Source organism: Paenibacillus sp. FSL K6-1096, from assembly GCF_037977055.1.
Lineage (GTDB): Bacteria > Bacillota > Bacilli > Paenibacillales > Paenibacillaceae > Paenibacillus_AQ.
Genome location: NZ_CP150274.1, coordinates 1241553 through 1268223, shown reverse-complemented (window position 1 = coordinate 1268223; position 26671 = coordinate 1241553). Strand labels below are relative to the sequence as shown.

Here is a 26671-nt window from a genome sequence, read left to right as displayed (position 1 = left end):
GATGAGTAGATGTGGACAACCATTACAGAGAGCCGGGGCTGCTGGGAGCCGGTATGGGATGCCAGATTGAATATGGTCCGGGAGGAACTGTATTCGAGCGCCAGGCCCGGAAGCCTCTGCCTGCGTAAGAGTACGGCGTATTCCAGCGTTAATGGACAGTTCGCATGGAACTGACGAAGCCTGTGCTCTGTGAGGAGCCGGGGAATGTTGGGTGGTATCGCGTGAGGTTACTCTCGCCCCATAATCGGGGCGGGAGTTTTTTGCGTCAAAGTTAGGATAACGAAGGGATGATGAAGTAATGAGCGAGCACAAAACCTTTTATTTAACAACACCGATCTACTATCCGAGTGACAAGCTGCATATCGGCCATGCGTATTCAACCGTTGCCGGTGATGCGATGGCCCGCTACAAGCGGCTGCGCGGCTATGAGGTGCGTTATCTGACGGGGACGGACGAGCATGGGCAGAAGATTGAAGAGAAGGCCGCCAAGGCCGGCAAGACCCCGCAGGAGTTCGTAGACGGAATTGTGGTCGGCATCAAGGAGCTGTGGAAGAAGCTGGACATCTCTAATGATGATTTCATCCGTACAACGGAGGAGCGGCATAAGAAGGTGGTTGCGGATATTTTTGACCGGCTGCTGCAGCAGGGGGATATCTACAAAGGGGAGTACGAAGGCTGGTACTGTATCTCGGATGAGACCTTCTACACGGAGACTCAGCTGGTGGATATCGAACGTGACGCTGACGGCAAGATCATCGGCGGGAAAAGTCCTGACAGCGGCCATCCGGTCGAGCTGGTCAAGGAGGAGAGCTATTTCTTCCGCATGAGCAAGTATGCTGACCGTCTGCTGAAGTTCTATGAGGAGAACCCGGAGTTCATCCTGCCGGAATCGCGCAAGAACGAGATGATCAACAACTTCATCAAGCCGGGTCTGGAGGATCTGGCGGTGTCCCGTACGACTTTTGACTGGGGCGTGAAGGTAAAAGGCGATGACAAGCATGTCGTGTATGTATGGATTGATGCGCTCACCAACTACATTACGGCGCTCGGCTATGGCTCGGAGGACCGCAGCCTGTATGACAAGTTCTGGCCGGCTGATGTACATATCGTGGGCAAGGAGATTGTCCGCTTCCACACAATCTACTGGCCGATCATTCTGATGGCGCTGGGTGAGCCGCTGCCGAAGAAGGTCTTTGCCCACGGCTGGCTGCTGATGAAGGACGGCAAAATGTCCAAATCCAAAGGCAATGTCGTCGATCCGGTGACCCTGATTGACCGCTACGGCCTGGATGCCCTGCGTTATTATCTGCTGCGCGAGGTTCCTTTCGGCTCGGATGGAACCTTCACGCCGGAGAGCTTCGTGGACCGGATCAACTATGACCTGGCCAATGACCTCGGCAATCTGCTGAACCGGACCGGCGCGATGGTCGAGAAGTATTTCGGCGGCGAGCTTCCCGCGTATGCAGGGCAGGTCACCGCATTTGACGGCGAGCTTGAAGCGGCAGTGCAGAGCACCTACGCCAAGGTGGAAGAGGCGATGGAGAAGATGGAATTCTCCGTGGCCCTGACTGCAATCGGCGCGCTGATCAGCCGGACGAACAAATACATTGACGAGACCCAGCCGTGGGTACTCGCCAAGGATGAGAGCCGCAGCGGCGAGCTGGCCTCGGTCATGCGGCATCTGGTGGAGGGGCTGCGTACCGCGTCCATCCTGCTTCAGCCGTTCCTGACCGGCGCTCCGGCGAAGATCTGGGCGCAGCTGGGCATTGAGCCGGGCGAGCTGACCACCTGGGAGAGCGGCAGAACGTTCGGCCTGATTCCAGCGGGCACTAAGCTGGTGAAGGGCGACCCGATCTTCCCGCGCCTGGACGTAGCGCAGGAGGTGGCGTACATCGCCGAAGCGATGGGAGCCGGGAAGCCGGCTGCTGCTGAGGCAGCGCCGGCAGCGGCACCTGCTCCGGCGGCGGCTGCCGACCCGGAGGAAGAGGAGCATAAGGCAGAAATCGGCATTGACGATTTCGCCAAGGCGGAGCTGCGCGTAGCCCAGGTGATCGCCTGCGAGCCGGTGAAGAAGGCGGATAAGCTGCTGAAGCTGCAGCTGGATCTTGGCTATGAGCAGCGCCAGGTCGTCTCTGGCATTGCCAAGTTCTACACACCGGAGGAGCTGGTGGGACGCAAGGTGATCTGCATTGTGAACCTGAAGCCGGTGAAGCTGCGCGGTGAGCTGTCCCAGGGCATGATCCTGGCGGCCTCCAAGGGCGAGCAGCTGACGATTGCTACGGTGCCGGACAGCATGCCGAACGGAGCGATTGTGAAGTAAGCTTCCCCCACATAACGAACTCAGAGTATCCCCGCGAGCCCAAAAGCTGCGGGGATGCTTGCGCTATGCGGCAGCGCGGTTTACAGATCTGCGGTTGACTTATCGTAACGATTACTATTATAATTCTCATAGTAAATTTTACGATTTAAGGGGTCGATAGAGAGATGTTATCTAGAAGGATGGTTAGACGGCTGCTGCCTGCCGTTGCGTTGCTGCTGGTTCTGGTGCTGGCCGCATGTGGTCCGAAGAGCAGCGGGAATATCGTGGAAGGTAAAGTGAATGTTGTTACGACATTTTATCCTATATATGAATTCGCCAGTGAGATCGGGGGGGAGGATGCCAATGTCATCAACCTGCTCCCCGTTGGTGTTGAGCCGCATGACTGGACGCCGCGCAGCCAGGACATTATAAATACGTCCAAAGCACAGCTGTTTCTCTACAACGGCGCAGGACTTGAAGGTTGGGTGCCGAACTTCCTCAAAAGCCTGGACAGTGACAGCAAGGCACAGGCCGTAGAGGTCAGCCACGGAGTGGATCTCATTAAGAGCGATGAAGAGGACGGGCATGATCACGGTCATGAGCATGAAGGTGAAGGCGAAGGGGAGGAAGCCGGGCATGGCGACAGCCTGCATACCGACCCGCACACCTGGGTAAGTCCGAAGTCAGCGCTTGTGATGGCCAAGAACATCAAGGACAGTCTTCAATCCGTTGACCCTGAGCATACTGCCGGTTACGAGGAGCGTTACCAGAAGCTGGCCGGCCGTCTGACCGCGCTGGATCAGAAGTTCACCGAGGAATTGGGCAAGCTGCCTAATAAGGAGATTGTCGTATCCCATCAGGCCTTCGCGTATCTGGCGCGGGATTACGGCCTGTCGCAGCACGCGATCATGGGGCTGTCACCGGATGCCGAGCCGCGGGGGCAGGATCTGGTGAAGTTGGCGGCGCTGGTGAAGGAGGAGGGCATCCGTTATATTTTCTTCGAGGAGCTTGTGTCCGATAAGCTGGCGAAGACGCTGGCCAGTGAAACGGGCGTGTCCACGATGGTGCTGAATCCGGTAGAGGGGCTGACCGAGGACCAGCAGAAGAACGGGGATAACTACTTCACGCTGATGGAGCGCAATTTGCAAAATCTCATTCAGGCCTTACAATAATAAGGAAAGTAATAAGTGAAAGGCGGTACTTCACATGCAACCGGTATCCCTGGACTGCCATCAGCATATGATCGAAATACAGGATTTGTCCTTCTCTTACGGCGAGCAGAAGGTCATCTCCAATCTGAATTACACGGTAAAAGAACGCGACTTCCTCGGAATCCTCGGCTCCAACGGTGCGGGCAAAACGACGCTGCTGAAGATGATTGTCGGTCTGCTGCCTGCCACTAGCGGAGAGATCCGGCTATTCGGCCAGCCTGTAAGGAAGTTCAAGGACTGGGAGCGGATCGGCTACGTGCCGCAGAAGAATGCGTTCAATCCGCTGTTCCCGGCTACCGTGCGCGAGGTGGTGCTGTCGGGCCTCTACAACAACAAGAACCTGATCCGGCGGGTCTCCAAAGCCCAGCACCGGCAGTGTGAGGACGCACTGGAAGTGATGCGGATTCAGGACATCGCGGAGAAAAGAGTCGGCCAGCTGTCCGGCGGCCAGCAGCAGCGTGTGTTCCTGGCCCGTGCCCTGATCAACCATCCTGATCTGCTGATTCTGGATGAGCCTACCGTCGGCATCGACGCCGAGACCCAGGCCGGCTTCTTCGAGCTGATCATGCATATGCACGCCCATCACCATATGACCTTCCTGATGGTGTCGCATGATATCGATATGATGAAGAACTACCTCGGCAGCGAGCCGGTCCAGAAGAACGGTAAAATCAACTTCTACTGCCGCCACTCGCATGAAGCGCAGAACTGCGAAGTCGATAACCTGCAGCACTCGTTGTCCTGATCGCAGCTGCTTGGCAATACTCGTTGTCCTGATCGTAGTTGCCTACCAATTGCATTTTGTACATCAGATTGCTCGTATTGCCGCCACATTCCCAGTTCTGTTGCAGTTTGTACATTAGATTTTTTGATACCGGCTATTTTCCAGCCCTTCTGCCGATATCAATTGTACAAAATACAGCAGAATCAGATTATACGCTCAAAATTGACGATTCTGTTGTACGTTCTGCAATCGAGGGGGAAGGTGTTGGTCTAATCTGTTGTCCGGATCGTCCATTGTGCAACATAGGACGATCTAAATCAGTTGATCGTCCATTGTATAACATAGGACGATCCCTTAGTCTTTTGATCTTAATCTTGTGACGTGAGTAGATCCCTCCCTCTGTAAAGCGTATCCCGCAGGGAGGCAAAGCGATCCTTCCGCCAACTTCTCTAAGCTGCGCCACCCTCTCTCCCTCGCCAATTGCACTTAGCGGGAGTCCAGAGGGTGCAGCCCTTTGGGGCCCTCCCTTGGGGAAGGGAGGGTTTGGGAGGGATCGATAAAGGGCTTGATAAAGCTTTTGAAGTAAAAGGTTTTATACTTTGAAATTGTAGGAGAGAACACCTTGGAAATCCTCTTTAGTGACTTTTTTCAGCGGGCGCTGACCGGCGGGCTGATGATTGGCATTACGGCGCCGCTCATCGGCGTTTTTCTCGTGCTGCGGCGCTTGTCGATGATCGGCGATACGCTGGCGCATGTGACCATCGCCGGGGTAGCGCTGGGCTTCCTGACCGGCTTGTATCCGCTGGGCGCGGGGCTGATCTTCGCCGTGGCCGCCTCGTTTGCGATCGAGAAGCTGCGCAAGGCGTACAAAACCTATGCCGAGCTGTCCATCGCCATCATCATGTCGGGCGGGGTGGCGCTGGCTTCCCTGTTCTTCACCCTGGGCAAAGGGTATAATGCAGATGTCATGAGCTATCTGTTCGGCAGCATCTATACCTTGAATAATACGGACCTTATTGTAGTGGGGATTGTAACGATAGCGGTGGTAGTGGTAGTCAGCCTGTTCTTCAAGGAGTTCTTCCTGCTGAGCTTCGAGGAGGATGCTGCCAGTGTCAGCGGACTTCCCGTCAAGCTGCTGAACATGCTGATCACCGTGCTGACGGCGCTCGTAATCAGTACAGCGATCAAGATTGTCGGTTCGCTGCTGGTCTCGGCGCTGCTTACCATTCCCGTAGCGGTCAGCCTGCTGCTGTCGCGCAGCTTCAAATCTTCGGTTATACTGTCAGTAATCATCGCTGAGATTGCCGTCATCGCCGGACTTGTCATTGCCGGGGTATGGAACCTGGCGCCGGGAGCAACGATTGTTCTGCTGCTGATTGCGCTGCTGACGCTGACGCTGATCGGCAAAAAAGGGCTGCCCACCTAAACTAAAGCTAAAGGCCAGCCCAAGTCAACTACATAACCGGATCATCCCCGAGTATGGAAGGAGAGAAGCGCCCCGTGTCCAATCTGAATGCAGGAATCGCTTTTGCCGCCGGAGTGGCTTCGTTCATTTCGCCGTGTTGTCTGCCGCTGTATCCTTCCTATCTGTCTTATATCACCGGATTATCGGTGCAGGAGCTGAAGAGCGGCAGCAACAGCAAAGAGGTCCGTCTCCGGACCCTCTCGCATACGCTGGCGTTCATCCTGGGCTTCTCGGCCGTGTTCTACACCTTAGGCTTCGGAGCCGGACTGTTCGGCGAATTCTTCAACGGCCAGCGCGACCTGATCCGCCAATTGTCGGCTATTCTGATTATCGTGATGGGCCTGTTCCTGCTGGGCCTGTTCCAGCCGCAGTTCCTGCTCCGGGAACGTAAATTGAACTTGAAATGGAAGCCGGCGGGCTACCTCGGCTCCTTCATCTTCGGCATCGGGTTCTCGGCAGGCTGGTCGCCGTGCATCGGCCCGATTCTGACGGCGATTATTGCGCTGTCCGCCAGCGACCCGGGAACATGGTTCACGATGATTACAGCGTACAGCATCGGCTTTGCGCTGCCGTTCTTCGGCCTGGCCTTTTTCCTCTCCGGTGCAAGGAAGATTCTGAAATACTCCAATCTGCTCATGAAGCTGGGCGGAGGATTGATGGTATTTATGGGAATCCTGCTGTTCACGGACCAGATGTTCCGGATTACGATTTGGCTGCAGGATATGACGCCGAGCTGGCTGATTTTCTAGGCTGACGCTTAAGTGAAATAATCAATCGCCGCCTCGGGAAAATGCTCAAAAATCCGCTCTGTGATGAATTCGCGCAGGGCGGTTTGCTGTTCATCCGGGTAGACATATTTGTTCTGGCCCCATTTGCCCCATTTCTTCTTGCGCTTCTCCATGTCCATCTCCAGCTTCGACTTCGGATAACGCTTCTCGATGACAGCCTTGGCCGTCTTGGTGAACCGGTGCTGGATCATTTCGAAGGTCAGGCCCTTGCCGACTTCTGGCGGGAGTGCATCCTTAAGCTTGGCCAGCAGCTCGGCATAGCCCTCCTCCCAGCCGTCATGCCAGATAATCGGGGCAATGATGAAGCCCAGCGGGTAACCGGCCCGGGCGATCTGTCCGGCAGCCTCAATCCGTTCCTCGAACCGGGCGGTGGCCGGCTCAAAGTTTTTGATAACATAATCGGCATTCACACTGAAGCGGATGCGGGTATGGCCATTATGCTTCAAATGAAGCAGAGGCTCGACATGCTGGTACTTGGTCACGAAGCGCAGCCGCCCGAGCGGTTCTTCGGCCACGAATTCAATCAGCTCGGCCAGGGAGCCGGTAATATGCTCCAGCCCCAGCGGATCAGAGGTACAGGCGGCTTCAAAGGTGGTAATTTCCGGGGAACGCTCCACGATATATTTTTTGGCGGCATCGATGATATCCCCTGTATTGACATAGACGCGGATGTAGGGCTTGGCTCCCAGCGTGGTCTGCAGGTAACAATAATGACAGTGGCCCATGCAGCCGGTCGCAATCGGAATCGCATAATCTGCCGACGGCTTGGACTGGTCAAAAGTGAGCGTTTTGCGCAGGCCGACGACGAGGGTTCTTTTGGCGATTTTGTACTGCTCCAGCTCTGACTCGCCGGGCAGATTCGTGATCCGGTTATGCGAGGTGGTCATGCGGTAAGGGATGTTGCGGGACTTGACCCATTCCATAATCCGCTCGCCTTTGGGATAGTTAAGGGCATCCGGTTCAAAGTAAACCAGCTCCGGGATGAACAGTCCGGTCGGCTTGCGCGGTCTGGCCGCAGGAGGGCGTTCAGGCGTTAGTAAGGACATCTTGTCACACTCCTTAGGATGAGGATGCCCTTATTGTGCCGATTCTCAGGCGGATGGAATCATGGTAATCATCGCTAAGCAGGGGAGCGGCGGACCGGCAGGACTTGCCAAGGGGCGGCAGAAACATGTATCATGGTTAGAGCAAGGCATGGTCCCAACGTTACGTTCATTATAGAAAAGAGGTAAGCCAGAATGCCAACACCCAGCATGGAGGATTATTTGGAGCGCATATACAAGCTGATCGACGAGAAGGGGTATGCGCGGGTCTCGGATATTGCCGAGGGGCTGGAGGTCCATCCCTCATCTGTGACCAAGATGATCCAAAAACTGGATAAGGACGAATATCTCATCTATGAGAAATATCGTGGGCTTGTCCTAACAAGCAAAGGCAAAAAAGTGGGAAAACGTCTTGTCGACCGCCATCAGCTGCTCGAGGAATTCCTCGGGATAATCGGGGTACAGCAAGAGCATATTTATAAGGATGTTGAAGGCATTGAGCACCATTTGAGCTGGGATTCCATCACCCGGATCGAAACGCTGGTGGAGTATTTCCGCCGGGATGAAGCGCGTCTGCAGACCTTATACGATATTCACCATGAGATGGCCAACGATTCGTAAATGTGGCTTTTTTTGTTTGATTAGCGCAACCTTTCCAGTTTATTTACGTCAAAACGGATATGTTCCTTTTTCGGCTTAAGGAAGATTTCCGTTTACAAAAGAACGGCCTTCTCCCTGAACAGAGGATGAGAGGGCCGTTTTTGTACATAAATATATTTTTTACAATCTGGGAGGAATTATGAATTACCGTAAATGGATCATGGCATTACTTGTGGTTATATTGTGTCTTCCGGTGTGGACGCCGAAGGTTAAGGCAGCTGCCGTGCAGATTACGATTGAGTTGGACGGGGAGGCCCTTCGCCCGGATGTACCGCCTTATATTACACGGACGAATGTAACCATGGTTCCGGCCGGAGTGATCAGCCAGGGGCTGGGCGCCGGTGTGAAATGGGATCAGGTTAGCAAGACCGCTACGATCAGCAAAGGAAATGATGTCCTGAAGCTGACCAGCGGACGTACAAGCGCCATCGTGAACGGGGCTTCCGTCTCCCTGGACACCTCAGTGCAGATCACGCAGGGCCGCGTAATGGTTCCGCTGCGGTTCGTAAGCGAGCAGCTTGGGCTGCAGGTAGTGTGGGATCAGGCCGCGAAGCATATCTCCCTGTATTCCAACATCGAGATTGGAGGACCGTCTACACCTGAAGCACCATCGGTCCCTACCCCGGCTCCGGCACCTACACCTGCCGTGCCTATCCCGACGGTGCCGTCGCCGACTATACCGACCCTTCCCGGAGCCAAGAACAGCAAGGCCATGAAGGGAGCCTGGGTATCCACGGTATATAATCTGGACTGGCCCTCCACCTCTTCAGCGGGCAATGCCGACAAGCAGCGCAAGGAGTTCGACACGCTGCTGGACAAGCTGAAGGCCGCCGGATTCAATAGTGTGTTCGTGCAGGTAAGGCCTTCGGCAGATGCGCTCTATGCTTCGCAGCTCGTTCCCTGGTCCAAGGTACTGACCGGAACACAGGGGAAGGAGCCCGGCTATGATCCGCTGGCGTATATGGTCAGCAGCGCCCACAGCCGCGGGATGCAGCTGCACGCCTGGTTCAACCCGTTCCGGGCTACGACCGATGCCTCAACAAGCGGGCTTGCCGCGAACCACGTTGCGAAGCTGCACCCGGAATGGATGGTTAAGGCGGAGAACAAGTTCTACATTAATCCGGGCATCCCGGAAGCTCGGCAGCATATTATCGACACAGTGATGGAAGTGGTCAGAGGGTATGATATCGACGGCGTGCACCTGGATGATTATTTTTATCCGTCCAATGTTACTTTTGCCGATGATGCTGCCTTCAAGTCCTACAACTCCCAAGGCATCGTATCCAAAGGAGATTGGCGGCGGGATAATATAAACCAGTTCATCCAGAAGCTCGGCCAGGAGATTCATGCCGCCAAGCCGTCGGTCTCCTATGGCGTGAGTCCGTTCGGGGTATGGCGCAACAAGAAGATGGACAGCACCGGCTCCGATACGACCGCTGGCGTCTCTGCGTACGATGACATGTATGCCGATGTACGGACATGGATTCAGAAGGGCTGGATCGACTATGTTGCTCCCCAGGTCTACTGGAGCTTATCCTTCAATGCCGCGCGGTACGATAAGCTGGTGGACTGGTGGGTGAAGGAGGTCGCCGGAACCAACGTTAAGCTGTATATCGGTCTGGCCTCCTACAAAGTCGGGGACACCAAGCAGACGGCAGAATGGCAGAGCGGTGAGCAGATTATCAACCAGCTCAAATACAATGAGAAATACGATGAGGTGGCCGGCAGCATCCTGTTCCGGGCGAATGATATCGTTGTCCGCAACCCTTACGGATTGGCCAGCCTGCTGAGCTTTTATTTCAATTCCTGAATGTCATGAATACTCCCCCGTAGACATAGATAACAATAACGCTATGGAACGGGGGTTTGCTATGTATGGAGATTAACGCGGTATTTGAAGGCGGAGGGGTCAAAGGCATTGCGCTTGCGGGCGCGGTAGAGGCCACCCAGCGGGCGGGCCGGACCTTCGGCAAGGTAGCAGGCACCTCCTCAGGCTCGATCATCGCCTCGCTGCTGGCAGCGGGCTACAGCGGGGAGGCCCTGAGCCGGATCATCCGGCAGACCCCGTTCACCGCTTTCCTGAAGCGCGGGGCGCTATTCAATACAGCGTACATCGGCCCGGCCTTGCGGGTGCTGCTCAAGAAGGGGCTGTATTCGGGCGAGGCGCTGGAATCCTGGATACGCGGCCTGCTGCGCGAGAAGGGGGTGGTTACGTTCCGTGATCTGCCGAAGGGTAAGCTGAGAGTTATCGCTTCGGATATTTCCAGCGGGCGGATTGTGGTCCTGCCTGATGATCTGCCGTTATACGGGATAGACCCGGACAGCTTTGAAGTGGCCAGGGCGGTGCGCATGAGCTGCAGCATCCCTTATTTCTTCGATCCGGTAATTCTGCGGGTGGCGGGGGAGGCGGCGCGGGGAAAGCCTTTTGCCGGTCAATGGGTCTATATGGTGGATGGCGGGGTGCTGAGCAATTTCCCGCTTTGGCTGTTCGATGAGCAGCCGGAGGGCTTCAAGTCGCCTGAGCGCAGGACGCCGACCGTGGGCTACCAGCTCATCGGGAAGACTGCGCCTCATCCGCATAACATCACCGGGCCGTTCAGTATGCTGGAGGCGCTCATCGAGACCATGCTGTCCGCCCATGACGAACGGTATATCGAGACCGATAAGTTCGTCCGTACCGTAAAAATCCCGACGCTGGGAATCTCAACCACCCAGTTCCGTATTTCCAAGGAGCAGACCGAAGCTTTATATCAAGCCGGCCTGGCAGCCGGGGAAGACTTCTTCACGAATTGGCGGCCCGGCCTTCCGGCGAAGCTGTGGAAGCAGCCTGCTCCTCCGGCGGCTCCTGTTCCCGGCCGCTAACCAAAAAGGAGCTATCCCAGAAGCCGTGAAACGGCTGCTTGGGATAGCTCTTTATGCTGGAGTAGATTCAGCGTTAGCACTTGGGAAAGGGGACGCTCCGCAATAGAACTTTGTTCCCATCGATGATATTACCTGCGCGTCAGCAAATGTATGCTGTTTTTCGCATACATTCGGGCTACATGCCTGCGCATCGGCAAATGTATGCTGTTTTCCGTATACATTTGGGCCTCACGCCTGCGCGCCAGCAAATGTATGCTGTTTTTCGCATACATTCAGGCCATACGCCTGCGCGCCAGCAAATGTATGCTGTTTTTCGCATACATTCGGGCTACATGCCTGCATCGGCAAATGTATGCTGTTTTCCGCATACATAATTTCACAATAAAAGGGGCTGTCACTTTGGGACAGCCCCTTTTGCAGCATTCAGTGATATTTGGGCAGCTGCTCGTCGTTCTTGCCCTTGCTGCCTTCAATAACCTGGAAGGGATAGCTCTTGCGCTTGCCGGGCGAGGAGCTGGTCTTGCGGATACCGGCAACCTTGGCCATCGTCTTGGCGGAAGGCTTCACTCTGGTGCGCGGCCGTCCGGGACCGCCGCCCATTCTTCCGGGACCAACCTTGTAGGCGTAATAGATCAGCGCCACCAGAATCAGCGGGAAGATGAGGAAGGAGAAGGCCATCAGGCCCCGTGTCATCACATCCACCACCAGCCCCCATAAAGCCAGCACTGTCGTAATCCAAAAAATCAAAGCATGTCTGATCATGGGCCACTCATCCTTTCGCAGGATCCAATATGCCGCCTGACACACTTGCCTCCGAATATCCTCTGGCTTCGATTGCGGCGTCCAGCTCCCGCATCCGGTTAAATGAAGCGATCGATACCTCTACCATATCGTCCTTGGGCTCCTTGGTGGTCAACAGCTGCAGCCACAGTCCCGGATACCCGAGATACTTAAGGCCGGGAACATCTCTTACGGCGTTGGTGCCCTTCAGAACCTCGAACGAAATTCCGATCACCACCGGCAGCAGGACGATCCGTTGCAGCACCCGTTCCATCAGGCTATCCCAGGGAACGACAGAGTAGATAATGACACCGAGGATAATGGTCAGCATCATGAAGCTGCTTCCGCAGCGGTAATGCAGACGGCTGTACTTCTGAACATTCTCTACGGTCAGCTCTTCACCGGCTTCAAATGCGCTGATGACCTTATGCTCTGCACCGTGATACTGGAAGAGGCGCTTGATCACCGGGGTCTGTGAGATCCCCCAGAGATAGATCAGCAGGAGAATCAGCTTAATGCCGCCTTCCACCAGGTTGTGCAGAATGTAGTTGTCAAATACGTTCTTGAATAAAAAATCTTCGACGAACACAGGCACCAGGGTGAAAATCAGCTTGCCGAACAGGAAGGAGAGAATCCCCATGACGGCGACGCCGAAAATCATGCCAAGACTCCAGCCCTCGTCCTTCTTCTTATCCTTGCCCTCTGCCTGCTGCTTCGCCAGTTCTTTTGGCTCCGTCTCGTCCTCAGCGTAGGATTCCGCTGAGTAATTCAGGTGCTTCGAGCCTTTGGCGCTGGAATCTATAATACTGACAATGCCGCGAAGCAGCGGAATCCTGCGCAGCTTAACGACCCAGCGCTTATCGCTCTTCGGCACCTCCAAAAATGTAATCTCCTGATTCTTCCGTCTTACGGCTGTTACGTTGATATGCTTGCCGCCGAACATGACGCCTTCAATGACGGCTTGGCCGCCGTAACTGGGAGTTTCCTGGGACAACCAATTCACCTTCCCGTAATTTGATATGATTTATATAATACATTGTAACTAATTTTAAACTACATTACTAGTTGGATTGCCGTTTGTTGTACATACTAGCTACAGAGAGAGAAGCCGGATCAACCCATATGGAAAGTGAGGCAGCGCTATGCCATCTAGAACCAAGCAAACGTCCGTCCATACGAATCCGTTTTATTTTTCTGTCGAGCTGGGCTTTTTCGCCGGCCTGATCTGGGGTGGTGCCCGCTGGCTCATGTATGTCCTGCATTTCACGAAGGTGCTTCCGGGCTTCCTGGCGGAGCCCTTCTTCAAGCATGATTTCCTGATGACGCCAGCCGGGCATCTGCTCGGATATCTATTCTTCATAGCGTTCTCCGTGCTGGTCTCCATGATCTACGTGTTCATTCTCCGCAGGCTGAACGGGCCCTGGCCGGGGATGATCTACGGGGTACTCTGGTGGTCTGCCCTGTTCCTGGCCGGTTCCCGCCTGTTCCTGCTGCAGCCGCCGTTCAAGCTGCCCTGGGACACGGTGATCAGTGAATTCTGTCTGTTCCTTCTATGGGGGTTATTCATCGGATATACCGCAGCCATTGAGTATACAGATGAGCGGAAGCGGGAGCAGCAGACAAAGCTGGCCTAAGGCCTTCCGAAAAAACTTCTCAGGTGGTATGCCGCTATGTTAAAATACAATGTGGCTATTTCGAGAGGAGAATGAAAATGGGCAACAAGCGCGTCTCCAGGCTGCGCAAGGTTCTGCAGGACCTGGGACTGGATGCGATGTTAATTACCAGCGGTTATAACCGCCGTTATCTGAGCGGATTCACCGGCTCCTCCGGGGTTGTGCTGGTTACCGGTGATGACAGCTATCTGCTGACTGACTTCAGGTATATGACACAGGCCTCGGAACAGGTTAAAGGCCTGAAGGTAGTGCAGCATGACACGAAATTCATCGACACCGTGCGCGGGCTGCTGCCGCAGGGCGGACAAGTCCGGGTCGGCTTCGAGCAGGATGATGTCAGCTTCAGCGCTTACACCGCCTATGCGGAGGCGCTTCAGCCTGCAGTTCTGGTGCCGCTGTCGAAGACGGTCGAGAACCTGCGTATGTTCAAGGATGAGGAAGAGCTGGTGATTATGCAGCGGGCAGCCGATCTGGCTGACGCCACGTTCAGTCATATCCTGAATGTAATCAAGCCGGGCATGACTGAACGTGATGTCGATCTGGAGATGGAATTCTACATGCGGACGCACGGGGCGACCTCGTCTTCGTTCGATACGATTGTGGCTTCCGGCGAACGCTCCGCTATGCCGCATGGGGTAGCCAGCAGCAAAGTGATCGGGAATAACGAATTCGTTACGTTCGATTTCGGCGCGCTGCTGGACGGCTACTGCTCCGATGTCACACGCACCATTGCGCTGGGAACACCGGACCCCAAGCTGAAGGAAATCTACGATGTGGTGCTGGAAGCGCAGCTTCATGCTCTGGCCCATATTAAGCCCGGTATGACCGGACGCGAATGTGATGCGCTGGCCCGCGATATCATTACCCGTTACGGCTATGGGGAATACTTCGGCCACAGTACCGGCCACGGGCTGGGTATGGAGGTTCATGAATGGCCGCGCCTGTCCAAGCTGGCTGACGAAGTGCTGCAGCCCGGCATGGTCGTTACCGTAGAGCCGGGGATCTATCTCTCAGGCCTGGGCGGCGTGCGGATTGAAGATGATATTGTCATCACCGAGAGCGGCATTCAGCTGCTGACACATTCATCGAAGGATTATACGGTGCTGTAAGATTATTTTATCCAAGTTCATTTATCGATTCCAGGAGGGATTATTGTGATTTCAGTTAATGATTTCAAGACAGGCTTGACCGTAGAAGTAGATGGGGACATCTTCACCGTCCTCGATTTCCAGCACGTGAAACCGGGTAAAGGCGCGGCGTTCGTCCGCTCCAAGCTGAAGAACCTGCGCAACGGCAACACTGTAGAGCGCACCTTCCGCGCCGGTGAAACAATTGGCCGTGCGATCATCGAGAACCGCGGGGTACAGTACCTCTACGCCAGCGGCTCGGACCATGTGTTCATGGATAACGAGACTTACGACCAGTTCGAATTGTCGGCCAAGCAGCTCGAATGGGAGCTGAACTTCCTTAAGGAGAACATGACCGTGAACATTGTCAGCTACCAGGGCGAAATTCTCGGGATCAACCTGCCTACCAGCGTAGAGCTGAAGGTTACTGAAACTGAGCCGGGCGTGAAGGGCAACACCGCTCAAGGCGCAACCAAATCCGCTACCCTGGAGACCGGCCACACCGTACAGGTTCCGCTGTTCATCAATGAAGGCGACATGCTCCTGATCGATACCCGCGAAGGAAAGTATATTTCCCGCGCTTAGTATTACGTATTTAGGAGCCTTCAGTTCTTTAGGTGCTGTAGCTCGCTTATGGCCTCCCCGCTTGCTGCGGCGGGGGTCTTTTTGTTGCGGCGGGCTGGAGGAGCAAATAAGGTGCATTAGTGCACCAGAATAGAGCCTAAGCAGGCCGCGGAGGGTTCGGGGTTAAGCCCGGTTTTTTAAAATTGGGCGGTTTATTTTGTGAAACCATTAACGCATGTGATGATTTTCGTATTATACTGTGTTAAAGCGTTAATCAAAATTTGAGCTACTACTTAGAGCGAAATAGGGAGTGAATGGAACTTTGTCACTTTATGTCATGAAATTCGGGGGCAGCTCCGTTGGCGACATTGAACGCATGAAGCGTGTCGCGGGGCGTATCGCGGCCAAGCAGGATGAAGGCCACCGCTGCGTTGTCGTGGTGTCGGCGATGGGCGATACTACAGATGACCTGATCGATCAGGCGAAAGAGCTGAACGGGCAGCCTCCGGCACGCGAGATGGATATGCTGATGACTACGGGGGAACAGATCTCTGTAGCCCTGCTGTCCATCGCTCTGCACGGGATCGGCCGCAATGCCGTCTCCTATACCGGCTGGCAGGCCGGATTCCGTACCGATGAGACCCATGGCCGCGCACGGATCAGTGAGATTGTGCCGCGCCGTGTTCTGGAGTCGCTGGAGCGCGACCAGATTGTCATTGTCGCCGGATTCCAGGGAATGACGCTGGACGGCGAGATCACCACGCTGGGCCGCGGAGGCTCGGATACAACAGCCGTTGCGCTGGCTGCGGCGATCAAGGCGGATGTCTGCGAGATCTACACGGATGTAGACGGAATCTACTCTACCGATCCGCGTATCGTAAAGACCGCCCGCAAGCTGAAGGAAATCTCGTATGACGAGATGCTGGAGCTGGCGAACCTCGGGGCAGCGGTGCTGCATCCGCGTGCGGTGGAATATGCGAAGCGATATCAAGTGAAGCTGGTCGTAAGATCGAGCTTTAACCATAATGAAGGTACTGTTGTGAAGGAGGAAGCAAGCATGGAGCAGGGTGTAGTGGTTAGCGGAATCGCCTATGACAAGAACGTGGCGCGGATTAGTATTCTGGGGGTTCCCGATGTACCGGGGGTACTCGCCCAGGTCTTCGGCAAGCTGGCGGAAGAGGGCGTAGACGTCGATATTATCGTCCAGAGTGGCGTGCAGAATGAGAAGGCAGACTTCTCGTTCACGGTCGGGCTGGGAGATCTGCAGAAGGCCACACAGGTCATTGAAGGCATGCGCAGCGAGCTGCCGTACCGTGAAGTGACCTCTGAAGATAACCTGGTCAAGGTGTCGATTGTCGGCGCAGGCATGGTCAGCCATCCGGGGGTAGCGGCGCAGATGTTCGAGGTGATCTCGAATCAGGGCGTAAGCATCAAGATGGTCAGCACCTCCGAGATCAAAGTGTCCTGTGTCATCGAAGCCGGCAACCTCCAGCAGATTATTCAGGCGCTGCACACAGCATACAACCTGGATACACAAGAGCAAGCCTTCGTTGGCGGACCGCAGGACCGCCGTTAGACTATAGATTTTCCCTCCAAAATAACAAAAAAACAGGGACGTCTCATCAGCATCAGGCTGAGGGACGTCCCTGTTTCATGTCTGGCGGCACCGCGCAACAGCCTCTACGGTCAGCTTAACCGCCGGAACCGGCCCATAATCTCAACGGTCTCCAGCACGTTCACGAATGACTTCGGATCGGTCTCCAGGATGGTCTTGCGCAGATCAGCCAACTCGTAGCGGGTGGTGACGGTCATCAGCATCGTGTTGCCTTCATGGCTGTACCCGCCCTCCGCATTGACCACAGTAACCCCGTGGGGCAGACTGGTCAGCCGGGCCAGCATCTTCTCCCGCTCCTTCGTGACGATGAAGCAGGTCAGCTTCACATGGCGGATGTGGATCATGTCCACGACCCGGCTTTTGACGAAGATACAGAGCATGGCGTAGAGCGCGGAATCCCAGCTTTTGAAGAAGCCCAGACTTAAGATGACAATCCCGTCCAAGACGAACAGCACCGTGCCAATCGGAATATCCCGCTTACGCGTAATAATCGAGCCAAGAATATCGAACCCGCCCGAGGAGCCGCCTGCCCGCAGCGAGAAGCCCACACCCCCGGCAATGATAACCCCGCCGAAAATGCTCGCCAGAATCGGGTCCTTGGTCAGCTTCACCACCGGGATGATCGTCAGGAACCAGGTGGTGGACAGGACGGATAACATGCTGTAGCAGATATATTTTTTGCCTACGGCGATGAAGCCCCAGATCAGGATAGGCAGATTAATGGCGAAATAATACAGAGAAATATACTTGGGATGCGTTAAGTATCCGATGATGGAGGCCGTTCCCGCCACGCCGCCGCTGAGCAGCTGATGCGGAATCAGGAACAGGCGCAGCCCTGCCGCTACCAGAAAAGCTGAAAAAATAATAATAGCAACCTCCTTCACCTGTCTGGCTACTGTTCCTGACACAAGCGGTACTACGAAATTACGAACCTGCATGACTATGATCCCCTCTTTGTCCGATGTCTTTAGATGCTGTCTCTCCGGTTGTCCTCTGGGAGGCTTAGTTTCTCCCGCAATCCGCGCTTCTATTTCCACAAATCCTTCTTTCACTCGCGCAAAAATAATTTTATCATACCGATGATATTTTTTTATAGAGGCTGGTACTATGACTTCTTTCACACCCTCTGAAATCTCTGCGCAGCTCCTTGATTTCTTCTTGTCTAAAGTAGTCTTCTTGCGCATATCCATGGATAACAGCTTGTTTCATTGACAGGAGGTTCCATAGGTCTATGTTCCATAGAACGAATAAGGGAGTTGAGAGGTTTGGACAAGTATGTAAGCTGGATGGCTGCGCTGCGGTTTCTCTCCGGCAGTGTGGAGATTGCAGCGGCCCTGATTATGCTGAGGCTGAACCAGGTGGACAAGGCCCTCGCTGTGAATTCCGGGCTGGCACTGGTGGGGCCGACGATTCTCATCCTGACAACGGCTGTCGGCCTGACAGGGATGGCAGAGCAGCTGTCCTGGGGCAAGCTGGGCTGGATCGGCTGCGGGGTGGCGTTTCTCTTATTCGGGATTCTGAAGAAATGATAGATGATAGGCATAAAGATCAGGTACAAGCATAAATATGGAATAAAGCAAATTAGTAGAGGACAGCTTGGGGGTACTTGGCATGGCGAAGGATTGGCTATTGTTGTTTCCCGAAAGGATCAGGGCGCTGCTCGGCGGCCTCCCCGCTGCGCTTCTGGACAAGTTGGAGGAGGTCCGTGTCCGCGAGGGACGCCCGCTGGAGATTAACTATTCCGGAAAATATCATTTTGTCGGGGCTGGCGGCAGCCTGACCCAGCTTCCCGGCGAAGCCTACAAGCCGGACCGGGAGGATGCGCACCGGCTGCTGGACCTTATCAGCAACCACTCGCTCTATACGATGGAGGAGGAGCTGCGCAAGGGCTTCATCACGATCCCCGGCGGTCACCGGATCGGCCTCTGCGGCCGCACGGTGTTAAGCGGAGGCGGCGTGGAGCATCTGCGCGACATTACCGGCTTCAATGTGCGGATTGCCCGTGAGGTTCACGGCGTTGCTGACGGTGTGCTGCCATATCTGCTCGACCGCGGGCGGCAGCGGATCATGCATACGCTGATTCTGTCGCCGCCGCAGCATGGCAAGACGACGCTGCTGCGCGACCTGGCCCGGCAGATCTCGGCCGGAGGGCGCACCCGGGAGGGTGCCCGGCCGGGGCTGAAGGTCGGCATCGTCGATGAACGCTCCGAGATTGCCGGCAGCCGCCGGGGCATTCCCGCCTTCGATGTGGGGCCGCGGACGGATGTGCTGGACGGCTGCCCCAAGGCCGAGGGCATGATGATGATGATCCGCTCGCTCTCCCCCGAGGTGTTGGTAGCCGACGAGATTGGCCGCATGGAGGACGCGGAAGCCGTGACCGAGGCGCTTCATGCAGGCATCTCGGTGATTGCCTCCGCACACGGCAAAGAAGTGTCCGAGCTGGCCCGGCGGCCGGGGCTGGGCGGTCTGCTGGAGCAGCGGATGTTCGAGCGGTATGTCATTCTGCACCGCGCGGAGACCGGCATGTCCTTCCGGATTCTGGATGCGCAGAAGCGGGCGATGCTGCTGGTCTCACCGGACATGCAGGCAGGAGCGGGCGGTGGCGGACATGCTTAAGCTGCTGGGAGCGGTACTTATTATCCTGGCCGGCACGCTGGCCGGCTTCAAGCGCGCTGCCCAGTATGCCGACCGCCCGCGGCATCTGCGGGGCCTGATCGCTGCGCTGCAGCGGCTGGAGACCGAGATTCTGTACGGCTACACCCCGCTGCCGGAGGCGCTGCACCGGATAGGGCAGCAGACGAAGGAGCCGCTGAGAGCCTTCTTCCTCACGGCGGCGGAGGAGATGAGCCCGCCGCATAACCGCAGTGCCGAGGAAGCGGTGCAGCGCGCAATGGAGGCGCATTTCGGCAGCGCTTCGCTGAAAGGCAATGAGCGGGAGATTATGCGGCAGCTCAGCTGCACGCTCGGGACGAGCGACCGGCCGAATCAGAGCACGCATATTGCTCTGGCATTGCAGCAATTGAAGCAGGAGGAGACAGCGGCCAGAGAAGATCAGGGCAAATATGAGAAGGTGAGCAAAAGCCTGGGTCTGCTGCTTGGAGCATTGATCGTCATTTTGATCTTTTAGCGAGGTGCCAGGAATGAATATTGAAGTCAACGCGATCTTTCAGATTGCCGGCATCGGCATCATTATCGCCATGATCCACACGGTGCTTAAGCAGATGGGCAAAGAGGACATCGCCCACTGGGTAACGATAGTCGGCTTCATCATCGTGCTGTTCATGGTCATCCGGATGCTGGATGGACTGCTTCAGGAAATCAAAACGATCTTTCTTTTTCAATAGGCTGATGTTATGGAAATCATTCAAATTGTAGGAATCGGCATCTTGTCAACCGTCCTCATCCTCGTGCTGAAGGAACAAAAGCCGGTGTTCGCCTTCCTGCTCACTACGGCGGCCGGCATCCTGATCTTCCTGTTCCTGATCGGCAAGATCGGCATGATTCTCGGCACGCTGGAGCGGGTCGCGGAATCCTCCGGGATGGAAATGATCCACATCAAGACTGTGTTCAAGATCATCGGCATCTCCTACATTGCGGAGTTCGGGGCGCAGATTGTGCGGGATGCCGGACAGGAATCCATCGCCTCCAAAATCGAGCTGGCCGGCAAGGTGCTGATTATGGTACTCGCCGTGCCGATTATCAGCATCATTATCGAAACAGTGATGAAGCTGCTGCCAGCCTAAGGCGGCGTTAATGCAGACAAGACCGGGGAGAACAGGGGTGAGGGAGAATGCAGAAGCGCAGTGTGTTTCGTCCGCCGGAAGGCCGCAGGCTGCTGCTGTCCGTTCTGCTGCTCCTGCTTCTGATTCTGACGGCTGCGGGCCCGGTGAGGGCTGATCCGGATCAGGGAGGGCAAGGCTCAGGCGGGGCTGGCGGCTCAACGTCTCCCGTGGACCAGTGGGTGAAGGGGCAGGTGCAGAATCTGCCGAAGGACAAGGTGGAGTCTTACTGGGACCAGCTGATGAAGGAGTACGGCGGATTTTTTCCGGACAGTAAGACACCTTCGCTGATGGATATGCTGCTGCCGGGAGACCAGGGCCTAAGCTTCAAGAGCGTGCTGCGCGGACTGACGAACTTCATGTGGCATGAGGTGCTGTATAACGGCAAGCTGCTGGTGACAATTGTAATGATCAGCGTGCTGAGCATGATTCTGGAGACGCTGCAGACGGCTTTTGAACGGAAATCGGTCAGTAAAATCGCTTATATGCTCTGCTACATGGTGGTGCTGGTCATCGCCGTCAACAGCTTCAACATCGCCATCGGCTACGCCAAGGATGCCATTGACCGGATGATCGATTTCATGATGGCCATGATTCCGCTGCTGTTCGCGCTGCTGGCTTCGATGGGCAATATCGTCACGGTGTCGGTCACCCATCCGCTGATTGTGTTCATGATCCATACCGTAGGCACGCTGATTCATACGCTGGTCTTCCCGCTGCTGTTCTTCTCGGCGGTGCTGCATCTGGTGAGCGCCATGTCGGAGAAATACAAGCTGACCCAGCTCGCCAACCTGCTGCGCAATATCGGGGCCGGACTGCTGGGCGTGCTGCTGACTGTTTTTCTCGGCGTAATCTCGGTCCGGGGAATTACAAGCTCGGTGACGGACGGGGTGACCATACGGGCGGCTAAATATATTACAGGCAATTTCGTACCGGTGATCGGCAAAATGTTCGCGGATGCCACGGACACGGTCATCTCGGCTTCGCTGCTGGTGAAGAACGCCATCGGGCTCTCGGGGGTCATCATTATTCTCTTCCTGTGCGCGTTCCCGGCGATCAAAATTCTGATTCTCGCCCTGATCTACAATGTGGCTGCCGCTGTCATGCAGCCGCTGGGCGAGACACCGATTGTAACCTGCCTGCAGACGATCGGCAAAAGCATGATCTACGTCTTCGCCGCCCTGGCAGCCGTGTCGCTAATGTTCTTCCTGGCGGTGACGATTATGCTGACGGCAGGCAATGTCACGGTGATGATGCGGTGAGGCATCCTGCCGCCGGGTTCACCGCTGGATAACATTCAAGGAGGTGCGCCATGGCCTGGCTTGGCAATTGGCTTCATGAGCTGATTCTGGTAGTGCTGATGGCGGCGTTCGTGGAGATGCTGCTGCCCAGCAAATCGATGGAACGCTACGCCAGGCTGGTCCTCAGCCTGCTGATTCTGCTGGCGATGCTCAGCCCGCTGATCTCGCTGCTGAAGGGCGATGCCAGCAGGGAGCTGAGCGCGGCAGTCCGGCAGCAGGAGAAAAGCGGCTGGGACGCAGGCGGCAAAGGGAAGGGCGGGGAGTCGCTGGACCAGATTCTGGCGGACGGCCGGAGACTGGCGGCCGGAGCCCGCGAGCAGAGCCTGAAGCTCGCCGCCGAGGAGATTGCCGGGCAGATGCGTGACCAGATTGCCGGCAGCACCGGCGTCAAGGGAGTGAAGGTTACGGTGGCGCTGGGGATGGGGAAGAACCCCGAGGCCCCGCTGGGCGAAGAGGTGCCGCAGATCTCCTCGGTTACCGTATCGCTTCCTGCGCAGGAGAGCGGCTCAGGGGGCAGTGCAGCGGGCGCTGCGGCCGGGACTGGAACGGAGGGCAGTGCAATTCACATCGAACCGGTGAAGCCCGTTCAGGTCAGCCTGGAGGGCAGTGGCGGGGATGCTTCAGCCCCGGAGGCTTCACCAGGCAATGCAGAGTCCGTACCGGCCGGGGCCAACAGCCGGGGCGGGGAGACGCAGCAGACTGCTGAGGCTGAAGCCGAAGCGGGCAGTATTATCAGGCTGCTGGAGCAGAACTGGAATCTGGACCCCGGTCAGATCAAGGTGCAGAGCGCCGGGGAAGATACCGTGAAATCATAAGATGAAGGAGGGACATCAATGGGCAAATGGCTGAACAAGCTGGAGCAGTGGGCCGGAGGCGGCAGCCCGAAGCGCAGCCACACCTTCCGCTGGCTAATCATCCTCGGGCTGCTGGGAGTGGCGATTATGCTGTTCAACTCCTTCGTGAATGTGAAGAAGCTGGACAACGAGAATACGGGGCGGGAACCGCCGGCTGGCGGAACCGCGCAGACGGTTCTGCAGCAGGAGCCGGCGAACGCGAATTCTTTTGCAAGTATTGAACAGGCGATGGAGAACCGGACGAAGGAGATTCTGGAGAAGATCGTCGGTGTCGGTACTGTGGATATTATGGTCACCGTAGATTCTACCGAGGAGATTGTCGTGCAGCGCAATATGAATGATTCCCAGCAGCAGAGTGAAGAAACCGATGCCAGCGGCGGAAAGCGCCATACCACACAATACACCCGGGACGGCGAAATAGTGACTTACAGCCAGTCCGGCGACGAGACCCCGATTATTACCAAGCGGATCAAGCCGCAGGTGCGCGGTGTGCTGATTGTAGCCAAGGGGGCCGAGAACAAGGTGGTGCGCAGCCTGATCGAGCAGGCGGTAGAGAAAGGGCTCAATGTACCAGGCTACCGGATTTCTGTTGTCCCGCGCAAGCAGGAATAGTCATGAGGCAGGCAAGTCCGGCATATGCTTAAAATGCGAGGCTTGTACGAAGCACATGACAAAAGGGCTGGCAACAAAATTATAGGAGGAATAAACAATGAAGGGCAAAAGACAAACGATTTGGCTGGTATCGATGCTCAGTTTGATGGTCGTGCTCTCCGCGTATTATCTGTTCACGGAAGATACCGGGACTTCCATTCCCAAGGAAACAGCAGGCAGCATCCAGGTGGACACGGTGAAGGACGGCACAGGCGGCGGCACATCCACTACGCTGGACAGCGGCCTGGTCATCAAGGAAGTCAGCACAGACAAAGGAATCGCGGCAGGAACTGTAGATGAGAGCAGTAAGACCACCAAAGATGAAGCAGCAACGGCAGCTGTGAACGACGACAGCACTACTCCGGCAGTGACAGATGACAGCAGCGCTGCCGCTGCGGACGACAAGAGCAAGGACACCAAGGACACCAAGGACACCAAAGATACCAAAGATACCAAGGATACCAAGGATACCAAAGATACCAAAGATACAAAGGGAACCAAGGATTCCGCAGACACCAAGGACGCAGCACAGAGCAAGGATGCATCGGCCTCGGCTGCCAAGACCCCGGAGAAGGATGATGCAGCCATTCTGGACGAAGTCGCTTCGCAGAGCGTCTCGGCCAGCAGCCTGTTCACCAATTATCTGTACGAACGCGAGCAGAAGAATCTGAAGGACCACAATGATCTGCTGGCGCTGATCAATGATATGGATAAGACACCGGCTGAGAGTGCCGCTGCCCAGGAGCAGCTGAACAAGCTGGAGGAGAAGGAATCGAAGATTACCGGAATTGAAGAGAAGCTTCAGCAGCAATACGGGGAAGCCATTGTGAAAGAGGAAGCGGGAGATGCCTATACCGTCGTTGTGCTCAGCGACAAGCTGGATGTGAAGCAGGCGGTCGGTATCGTGGATTTTGTAATGAAGGAACTCAGCATCACCCAGGACAAAATCAAGGTTCAATATGTCTCGGAGCAGTAAACATCCTGCATAAAAGCATGGAAAACCGAATAAAATGCCGAAAAAGCCCGGGCATGTCCCGGGCTCTTTCCATTTCTAGCGTTTGTGATATAATACATAAAGTTATCGGAAAGCATGAGAAGAAGATTACGAGGCAGCGGTTACACGGACAGCGGTTCCCGCGGTCCGGCCGGACCGGATTACAGAATTGCCGGACGGATGGAAGCGAAGCCCCCTGTCCAAGCTGCGTTTATAATGGCTTCGAGAGAAAGCTGAAGGAGTGAACTATTCAATGTTCAAATTAAGCGAGATTAAGGAATTGATTAAATTGCTGGACCAGACCTCCTCCGTACACGAGCTGGAGATTGAAAGCGAAGGCATGAAGCTGGCTATCCGCAAACCGGACCGCCCTGAAGCTGATGCGGCGGCAATTCAGGCGACTCCTTATGCCTACCCCTTTACGCCAGCCCCGCAGCCGCTTAGCCCGCAGGTAGCAGCCCCTCCGGTTGCCAGTGAAGCACCTGCAGCAGCGCAGCAGCAAGCCCCGTCCGCAGACGGCACGCTACATAAAATTGTCTCGCCGATGGTAGGGACCTTCTACAGTGCCGCTTCGCCGGATTCCCCGTCGTTCGTCAAGGTCGGCGACCGGGTGACTGAGAAATCCACCGTCTGCATCATCGAGGCGATGAAGCTGATGAATGAGCTGGAAGCGGAAGTGAAGGGCGAGATCGTCTCTGTCCTGGCCGAGAACGGCCAGCTGGTGGAATACGGCCAGCCGCTGTTCCTGGTAAGAGCGGATTAATGACGCGAGAATCATGAGGAGCTTGCAAGCTTCGCTAAACTACGGGAGGAAACGCATGAACATTCAAAAAGTGTTGATTGCCAACCGCGGTGAGATTGCGGTCCGCATTATCAGGGCCTGCCGCGAGCTGGGTATTTCCACAGTGGCCGTCTATTCGGAGCCGGACCGGGACTCCCTGCATGTCCGCCTGGCTGACGAGGCCTACTGCATCGGACCGATGCCCGCCAAGGACAGCTACTTGAATTTTACCAATATTATGAGTGTGGCTACGCTGACCGACTGTGATGCCATTCATCCCGGCTACGGCTTCCTGGCCGAGAATGCCGACTTCGCCGAGATTTGTGCATCCTGCAATATTACCTTCATCGGACCGTCCCCGGATGCGATTACACGGATGGGCGACAAGGCGGTAGCCAAAGAGACCATGAAGATGGCCGGCGTTCCGATTATTCCGGGCTCGGACGGGCTGGTCGGCGACATCGAGGAAGCGGTGATGCTGGGCCGGGATATCGGGTATCCGATTATCGTCAAGGCCACCGCAGGCGGCGGAGGCAAGGGCATCCGCATTGCCGAGGATGAAGAGTCGCTGGTGAAGCAGATTACCGCCGCCCAGCAGGAGGCGCAGAAGGCCTTTGGCAACGCCGGGGTATATCTGGAGAAATTCCTGACCGGCATGAAGCATGTGGAGATTCAGATTATCGCCGATAATCACGGCAATGTGGTCCATCTTGGCGAACGCGACTGCTCGGTGCAGCGCCGCCGCCAGAAGCTGGTTGAGGAAGCGCCTTGTGCGGTTCTGACTCCTGAGATCCGTGAGGCCATGGGCCAGGCGGCAGTGCGGGCGGCCCTGGCTGTCAATTACTCGGGCGCCGGTACACTGGAATTCCTGCTGGGTCCTGACGGGAAATTCTATTTCATGGAGATGAATACCCGTATTCAGGTTGAGCATCCGGTAACAGAGATGGTCACCGGGGTGGATCTGATCAAGGAAATGATCTCTGTGGCCGAAGGCAATCCGTTGTCCTTCACCCAGGACGATATCGTCATCAACGGCTGGTCCATTGAATGCCGCATTAACGCGGAGGACCCTGAGCGCAATTTCATGCCTTCACCCGGCAAAATCGGCTTCTATCTGCCTCCGGGCGGCCTTGGCGTGCGTGTCGACAGCGGAGCTTATCCGGGCTATACGATTTCCCCTTTCTATGACTCGATGATTGCCAAGCTGATTGTCTGGGCGCCGACGCGTGAGGAAGCGATTGCGAAGATGAAGCGTGCCCTGGCCGAATTTGCTGTGGAGGGCATACATACCACCATTCCTTTCCACCAGAAGCTGCTGGAGCATCCGGTTTTTCTGGACGGGAATTTCGATATTAAGTTCCTGGAGGAATATGAAATTTAGGACGGCTTCCCATCGTTTGTCATAAAGTTCGCCAAATGATATAGTATGTTTAATAAGAGACGTGCTGTCCGCTTGAAGCGCCCAAATTATCTTTTTGCTGGAAAGGTGTGAAGTCCGAA

General features: G+C 55.7%; 27 protein-coding genes and 1 other annotated feature (1 of these 28 running past the window's edge). Of the genes, 23 read left to right on the top strand and 4 right to left on the bottom strand.

Annotation, left to right across the window (positions count from 1 at the left end; all coding sequences use genetic code 11):
- Positions 1-244 (top strand) — a binding site (T-box leader); it begins 16 nt to the left of the window's first position.
- A gap of 54 nt (positions 245-298) precedes the next feature.
- The 5 genes from metG to MHI24_RS05805 all read left to right on the top strand — a co-directional run bounded on the left by metG (position 299) and on the right by MHI24_RS05805 (position 6448).
- Positions 299-2320, top strand: a complete 2022-nt coding sequence (gene metG, locus MHI24_RS05825; protein ID WP_340024630.1) for a methionine--tRNA ligase — start codon at positions 299-301, stop codon at positions 2318-2320.
- Positions 2321-2484: 164 nt separating this feature from the next.
- The gene (locus MHI24_RS05820) at positions 2485-3471 is read left to right on the top strand and encodes a zinc ABC transporter substrate-binding protein (RefSeq protein WP_340024629.1); all 987 of its coding nucleotides are present in this window, start codon (positions 2485-2487) and stop codon (positions 3469-3471) included.
- 34 nt (positions 3472-3505) lie between these two features.
- Positions 3506-4255 (top strand): metal ABC transporter ATP-binding protein, encoded by a 750-nt coding sequence (locus MHI24_RS05815; protein WP_340024628.1) that lies wholly within the window; start codon positions 3506-3508, stop codon positions 4253-4255.
- Between the two features lie 601 nt (positions 4256-4856).
- Entirely contained in the window at positions 4857-5660 is an 804-nt protein-coding gene (locus tag MHI24_RS05810) for a metal ABC transporter permease (protein WP_340024627.1), read from the top strand.
- A 74-nt stretch (positions 5661-5734) separates the two neighbouring features.
- Positions 5735-6448, top strand: a complete 714-nt coding sequence (locus MHI24_RS05805; RefSeq protein WP_340024626.1) for a cytochrome c biogenesis protein CcdA — start codon at positions 5735-5737, stop codon at positions 6446-6448.
- An 8-nt stretch (positions 6449-6456) separates the two neighbouring features.
- Here the strand turns inward: MHI24_RS05805 and splB are convergent, their stop codons facing one another.
- Positions 6457-7533, bottom strand: a complete 1077-nt coding sequence (gene splB / locus MHI24_RS05800) for a spore photoproduct lyase (protein WP_340024625.1) — start codon at positions 7531-7533, stop codon at positions 6457-6459.
- A 192-nt stretch (positions 7534-7725) separates the two neighbouring features.
- Between splB and mntR the strand changes: the two genes are divergently transcribed.
- The 3 genes from mntR (at position 7726) to MHI24_RS05785 (ending at position 11052) form a co-directional block, all read left to right on the top strand.
- The gene (gene mntR / locus MHI24_RS05795; protein ID WP_340024624.1) at positions 7726-8151 is read left to right on the top strand and encodes a transcriptional regulator MntR; all 426 of its coding nucleotides are present in this window, start codon (positions 7726-7728) and stop codon (positions 8149-8151) included.
- A gap of 178 nt (positions 8152-8329) precedes the next feature.
- Entirely contained in the window at positions 8330-10000 is a 1671-nt protein-coding gene (locus MHI24_RS05790; protein WP_340024623.1) for a family 10 glycosylhydrolase, read from the top strand.
- Between the two features lie 65 nt (positions 10001-10065).
- Entirely contained in the window at positions 10066-11052 is a 987-nt protein-coding gene (locus MHI24_RS05785; protein WP_340024621.1) for a patatin-like phospholipase family protein, read from the top strand.
- Between the two features lie 423 nt (positions 11053-11475).
- Here the strand turns inward: MHI24_RS05785 and MHI24_RS05780 are convergent, their stop codons facing one another.
- Complete coding sequence (locus MHI24_RS05780; protein WP_340024620.1) at positions 11476-11814, bottom strand: hypothetical protein; 339 nt, start codon at positions 11812-11814, stop codon at positions 11476-11478.
- Positions 11815-11821: 7 nt separating this feature from the next.
- Positions 11822-12826 (bottom strand): DUF1385 domain-containing protein, encoded by a 1005-nt coding sequence (locus MHI24_RS05775; protein WP_340024619.1) that lies wholly within the window; start codon positions 12824-12826, stop codon positions 11822-11824.
- Positions 12827-12974: 148 nt separating this feature from the next.
- Between MHI24_RS05775 and MHI24_RS05770 the strand changes: the two genes are divergently transcribed.
- The 4 genes from MHI24_RS05770 to MHI24_RS05755 all read left to right on the top strand — a co-directional run bounded on the left by MHI24_RS05770 (position 12975) and on the right by MHI24_RS05755 (position 16772).
- Positions 12975-13466 carry a YqhR family membrane protein gene (locus tag MHI24_RS05770; RefSeq protein ID WP_340024618.1) on the top strand — a complete coding sequence of 164 codons (492 nt, stop codon included), beginning with the start codon at positions 12975-12977 and terminating at the stop codon, positions 13464-13466.
- A gap of 77 nt (positions 13467-13543) precedes the next feature.
- Complete coding sequence (locus MHI24_RS05765) at positions 13544-14614, top strand: Xaa-Pro peptidase family protein (protein WP_340024617.1); 1071 nt, start codon at positions 13544-13546, stop codon at positions 14612-14614.
- A 45-nt stretch (positions 14615-14659) separates the two neighbouring features.
- Positions 14660-15217: an elongation factor P gene (efp, locus tag MHI24_RS05760; protein ID WP_340024616.1), complete on the top strand. Its 558-nt coding sequence runs from the start codon at positions 14660-14662 to the stop codon at positions 15215-15217.
- 301 nt (positions 15218-15518) lie between these two features.
- Entirely contained in the window at positions 15519-16772 is a 1254-nt protein-coding gene (locus MHI24_RS05755; protein WP_340024614.1) for an aspartate kinase, read from the top strand.
- Positions 16773-16882: 110 nt separating this feature from the next.
- Here the strand turns inward: MHI24_RS05755 and MHI24_RS05750 are convergent, their stop codons facing one another.
- On the bottom strand, positions 16883-17749 hold the full coding sequence (locus tag MHI24_RS05750) for a YitT family protein (protein WP_340024613.1): 867 nt from the start codon (positions 17747-17749) through the stop codon (positions 16883-16885).
- 348 nt (positions 17750-18097) lie between these two features.
- Here MHI24_RS05750 and MHI24_RS05745 point away from each other — a divergent pair, with 348 nt between their 5' ends.
- The 11 genes from MHI24_RS05745 (at position 18098) to accC (ending at position 26552) form a co-directional block, all read left to right on the top strand.
- A complete protein-coding gene (locus tag MHI24_RS05745) occupies positions 18098-18340 on the top strand; it encodes a YqhV family protein (protein ID WP_340026608.1) in 243 nt (80 codons plus the stop codon).
- An 82-nt stretch (positions 18341-18422) separates the two neighbouring features.
- Entirely contained in the window at positions 18423-19427 is a 1005-nt protein-coding gene (spoIIIAA, locus tag MHI24_RS05740) for a stage III sporulation protein AA (RefSeq protein ID WP_340024612.1), read from the top strand.
- A complete protein-coding gene (gene spoIIIAB, locus MHI24_RS05735; RefSeq protein ID WP_340024611.1) occupies positions 19420-19938 on the top strand; it encodes a stage III sporulation protein SpoIIIAB in 519 nt (172 codons plus the stop codon). The genes spoIIIAA and spoIIIAB overlap by 8 nt, the downstream gene beginning before the upstream one ends.
- A 13-nt stretch (positions 19939-19951) precedes the next feature.
- Positions 19952-20155, top strand: a complete 204-nt coding sequence (gene spoIIIAC / locus MHI24_RS05730; protein ID WP_020426549.1) for a stage III sporulation protein AC — start codon at positions 19952-19954, stop codon at positions 20153-20155.
- 9 nt (positions 20156-20164) lie between these two features.
- Entirely contained in the window at positions 20165-20554 is a 390-nt protein-coding gene (spoIIIAD, locus tag MHI24_RS05725) for a stage III sporulation protein AD (protein WP_340024610.1), read from the top strand.
- A gap of 47 nt (positions 20555-20601) precedes the next feature.
- The gene (gene spoIIIAE / locus MHI24_RS05720) at positions 20602-21852 is read left to right on the top strand and encodes a stage III sporulation protein AE (RefSeq protein WP_340024609.1); all 1251 of its coding nucleotides are present in this window, start codon (positions 20602-20604) and stop codon (positions 21850-21852) included.
- A 50-nt stretch (positions 21853-21902) separates the two neighbouring features.
- Positions 21903-22706: a stage III sporulation protein AF gene (spoIIIAF, locus tag MHI24_RS05715; RefSeq protein ID WP_340024608.1), complete on the top strand. Its 804-nt coding sequence runs from the start codon at positions 21903-21905 to the stop codon at positions 22704-22706.
- A gap of 18 nt (positions 22707-22724) precedes the next feature.
- Positions 22725-23357 carry a stage III sporulation protein AG gene (gene spoIIIAG / locus MHI24_RS05710; protein ID WP_340024607.1) on the top strand — a complete coding sequence of 211 codons (633 nt, stop codon included), beginning with the start codon at positions 22725-22727 and terminating at the stop codon, positions 23355-23357.
- Positions 23358-23454: 97 nt separating this feature from the next.
- The gene (locus MHI24_RS05705) at positions 23455-24372 is read left to right on the top strand and encodes a SpoIIIAH-like family protein (RefSeq protein WP_340024606.1); all 918 of its coding nucleotides are present in this window, start codon (positions 23455-23457) and stop codon (positions 24370-24372) included.
- Between the two features lie 271 nt (positions 24373-24643).
- Complete coding sequence (gene accB / locus MHI24_RS05700; protein ID WP_340024605.1) at positions 24644-25153, top strand: acetyl-CoA carboxylase biotin carboxyl carrier protein; 510 nt, start codon at positions 24644-24646, stop codon at positions 25151-25153.
- A gap of 55 nt (positions 25154-25208) precedes the next feature.
- Positions 25209-26552 carry an acetyl-CoA carboxylase biotin carboxylase subunit gene (accC, locus tag MHI24_RS05695; RefSeq protein ID WP_340024604.1) on the top strand — a complete coding sequence of 448 codons (1344 nt, stop codon included), beginning with the start codon at positions 25209-25211 and terminating at the stop codon, positions 26550-26552.
- Positions 26553-26671: the final 119 nt, after the last annotated feature.

Bases quoted from the DNA above. Each gene is read 5' to 3' on its own strand.
- MHI24_RS05745 (WP_340026608.1), top strand. From the start codon at position 18,098: ATGGCTGCGCTGCGGTTTCTCTCCGGCAGTGTGGAGATTGCAGCGGCC.
- spoIIIAC (WP_020426549.1), top strand. From the start codon at position 19,952: ATGAATATTGAAGTCAACGCGATCTTTCAGATTGCCGGCATCGGCATC.
- spoIIIAE (WP_340024609.1), top strand. From the start codon at position 20,602: ATGCAGAAGCGCAGTGTGTTTCGTCCGCCGGAAGGCCGCAGGCTGCTG.
- spoIIIAB (WP_340024611.1), top strand. From the start codon at position 19,420: ATGCTTAAGCTGCTGGGAGCGGTACTTATTATCCTGGCCGGCACGCTG.
- MHI24_RS05705 (WP_340024606.1), top strand. From the start codon at position 23,455: ATGAAGGGCAAAAGACAAACGATTTGGCTGGTATCGATGCTCAGTTTG.
- MHI24_RS05770 (WP_340024618.1), top strand. From the start codon at position 12,975: ATGCCATCTAGAACCAAGCAAACGTCCGTCCATACGAATCCGTTTTAT.
- metG (WP_340024630.1), top strand. From the start codon at position 299: ATGAGCGAGCACAAAACCTTTTATTTAACAACACCGATCTACTATCCG.
- MHI24_RS05785 (WP_340024621.1), top strand. From the start codon at position 10,066: ATGGAGATTAACGCGGTATTTGAAGGCGGAGGGGTCAAAGGCATTGCG.
- splB (WP_340024625.1), bottom strand. From the start codon at position 7,533: ATGTCCTTACTAACGCCTGAACGCCCTCCTGCGGCCAGACCGCGCAAG.
- MHI24_RS05790 (WP_340024623.1), top strand. From the start codon at position 8,330: ATGAATTACCGTAAATGGATCATGGCATTACTTGTGGTTATATTGTGT.
- spoIIIAD (WP_340024610.1), top strand. From the start codon at position 20,165: ATGGAAATCATTCAAATTGTAGGAATCGGCATCTTGTCAACCGTCCTC.
- accC (WP_340024604.1), top strand. From the start codon at position 25,209: ATGAACATTCAAAAAGTGTTGATTGCCAACCGCGGTGAGATTGCGGTC.
- MHI24_RS05750 (WP_340024613.1), bottom strand. From the start codon at position 17,749: ATGCAGGTTCGTAATTTCGTAGTACCGCTTGTGTCAGGAACAGTAGCC.
- spoIIIAF (WP_340024608.1), top strand. From the start codon at position 21,903: ATGGCCTGGCTTGGCAATTGGCTTCATGAGCTGATTCTGGTAGTGCTG.
- spoIIIAA (WP_340024612.1), top strand. From the start codon at position 18,423: ATGGCGAAGGATTGGCTATTGTTGTTTCCCGAAAGGATCAGGGCGCTG.
- accB (WP_340024605.1), top strand. From the start codon at position 24,644: ATGTTCAAATTAAGCGAGATTAAGGAATTGATTAAATTGCTGGACCAG.
- MHI24_RS05820 (WP_340024629.1), top strand. From the start codon at position 2,485: ATGTTATCTAGAAGGATGGTTAGACGGCTGCTGCCTGCCGTTGCGTTG.
- MHI24_RS05765 (WP_340024617.1), top strand. From the start codon at position 13,544: ATGGGCAACAAGCGCGTCTCCAGGCTGCGCAAGGTTCTGCAGGACCTG.
- MHI24_RS05780 (WP_340024620.1), bottom strand. From the start codon at position 11,814: ATGATCAGACATGCTTTGATTTTTTGGATTACGACAGTGCTGGCTTTA.
- spoIIIAG (WP_340024607.1), top strand. From the start codon at position 22,725: ATGGGCAAATGGCTGAACAAGCTGGAGCAGTGGGCCGGAGGCGGCAGC.
- mntR (WP_340024624.1), top strand. From the start codon at position 7,726: ATGCCAACACCCAGCATGGAGGATTATTTGGAGCGCATATACAAGCTG.
- MHI24_RS05815 (WP_340024628.1), top strand. From the start codon at position 3,506: ATGCAACCGGTATCCCTGGACTGCCATCAGCATATGATCGAAATACAG.